Annotated in this window: 2 protein-coding genes; both read right to left on the reverse strand. The window is 70.8% G+C overall.

Annotation, left to right across the window (positions count from 1 at the left end; all coding sequences use genetic code 11):
- Positions 1-1,121, reverse strand: a 1,121-nt coding sequence (locus AVW11_RS35475) for an arginine deiminase (protein WP_076047078.1), incomplete at its 3' end; no start/stop codon positions are given.
- A gap of 46 nt (positions 1,122-1,167) precedes the next feature.
- Positions 1,168-1,635: a hypothetical protein gene (locus AVW11_RS35480; protein ID WP_225884952.1), complete on the reverse strand. Its 468-nt coding sequence runs from the start codon at positions 1,633-1,635 to the stop codon at positions 1,168-1,170.
- Positions 1,636-1,931 lie beyond the last annotated feature (296 nt).

The raw sequence follows: 1,931 nt of genomic DNA on the forward strand, positions 1-1,931 counted from the left end.
AGGTGGGTGTTGGTGGTCACGTTGCGCTCGTAGGCGACGACCACCCCCGGCTCGACGGCGAGCACGTTGCACCCGTCGTCCCACTGTTCGCGCTGGGCCGAGTGCACGTCCTGGGTCGCGGTCAGCACCCGGATCGAGTCGAGCGAGAGCGCCGCCGCGATGGCCCGGTGCATGTGCTCGGCGGGGTGGTCGGTCACCTTCAGCTCGTTGCCCCCGTCGCCCGGCTCGATCGTGTAGGAGGGGAGCATGCCGAGCCCCGCGTACTGAGTGAACGTATCTCCGTCGACCATCGTCATCACCGTGTCCAGATGCATGAAGGCCCGGTGCTTGGGCATGTCGAGGGCCACGATGGACGTCGCGGACCCGGCGGCGAACAGGCCCCGCGCCAGCATCTCCACCGCCTGCGGAGTGGTCCGCTCGCTCATCCCGATCAGCACCGCGCCGTTGCCGATGACCAGGACGTCCCCGCCCTCGATCGTCGAGGGGTAGTCCGCCTGCCCCTGCGACCAGTAGTGGAAGGCGCCGGAGGCGGTGAAGAGCGGATGGTGCCGGTAGATCGCCTCGAAGTGGACGGTCTCGCGCTGCCGGGCGGGCCAGCGCATCGCGTTGATCGACACGCCGTCGTAGATCCAGGCGGAGGTGTCGCGGGTGAAGAGGTGGTTGGGCAGCGGCCCCAGCAGGAAGTCGTCCAGGTCCAGGGCGTGGAAGCGCACGGACACCGGCTCGGTGTGCCGCTCCAGGAACTCCCGCTTGGTCATCCCGCCGACCAGTGCCTCCGCCAGGTCCGCGCAGGACAGCCCGTCGAAGGCCTGCCGCAGGTGGTCGGTGGCGAGCGGCCCGTACTCCTTCTCGTCGAACACCCGGTCCAGGACGAGGCGCCTGGCCTCGGGGACCCCCAGGACCTCCCGCAGCAGGTCCCCGAAGAGGTGGACCTCCACGCCGCGGTCCCGCAGCACGTCCGCGAAGCCGTCGTGCTCCTGGCGGGCCCTGCGCACCCACAGCACGTCGTCGAAGAGGAGTGCGTCCTTGTTGCTCGGTGTGAGCCGCTTCAGCTCCAGGTCGGGCCGGTGGAGGATGACGCGGCGAAGCCGCCCGGTCTCGGAGTCGACATGGAATCCCATGCCCTACACGTTCGCAGACCGGGCGGCCTTTTGAGGTGGCGTCGGCTCAGCGGGGCAGGGCGACACCCAGAAGTGCTTGCGGCGCTCCCGTGATCTCCGGCGTGAGGAGGCCCAGCTTGGGCGTGGTCAGGTTCGGCAGCCCGAAGTTGGACCCGTCGGGCATCGTGAGCGGGGAGCCGAGGACCGCGCCCGGGGTGCGGGTGCGCACGGTGGTGGCGGGCGACTCCAGGGAGCCCTCGCCGTCCGTCTCGGGCCGGCCCGCCAGGTTCGGCAGTGGGGAGGTGACCAGGGTCTCGCCGAGCTCGGTGGCGATCGGGACCGCCGGGAGCAGCGGCGTGGGAAGCATGTCCCCCTTGTGCATGCGGGGGGCCTCGGGCGCTCCGACGACCGGCAGCGGGACCGCGGTGGCGATCCGCGGCACGTCCAGGCCCGTCGTCGTCTCCACACCTTCGAGCGGCACACCCACCGGCACCCCGTCGGCCGCGGCCGGGGTGGCCACACCGGCCGCGGCCATACAGGTAAGGAGCGCCGCAATGCTTCCGCGCGCGGTCATCTTCATAGGTGGTGTTCCGTCCTTCCAGGGTCACGGTCGTTCCGCTGCCCTGGATGAACGATCCCGCCGGTGGTTTTCCCGGAGTTCTCCGCGAAAGTTCCCCCATACGACCTAATTCGGGGCCGTACGGGGGCTCCGCCTTTACGCCGCGGCCGTCACAGCGGCCGTCGCCGCGGCCTTCACAGCCGCGGGTCGACGGGCTCCGACTCCAGCGCGAGGACCGCGAAGACCGGCTCGTGGACCCGCCACAGCGGCTC

The organism is Streptomyces amritsarensis, assembly GCF_001953875.1.
GTDB lineage: Bacteria > Actinomycetota > Actinomycetes > Streptomycetales > Streptomycetaceae > Streptomyces > Streptomyces amritsarensis.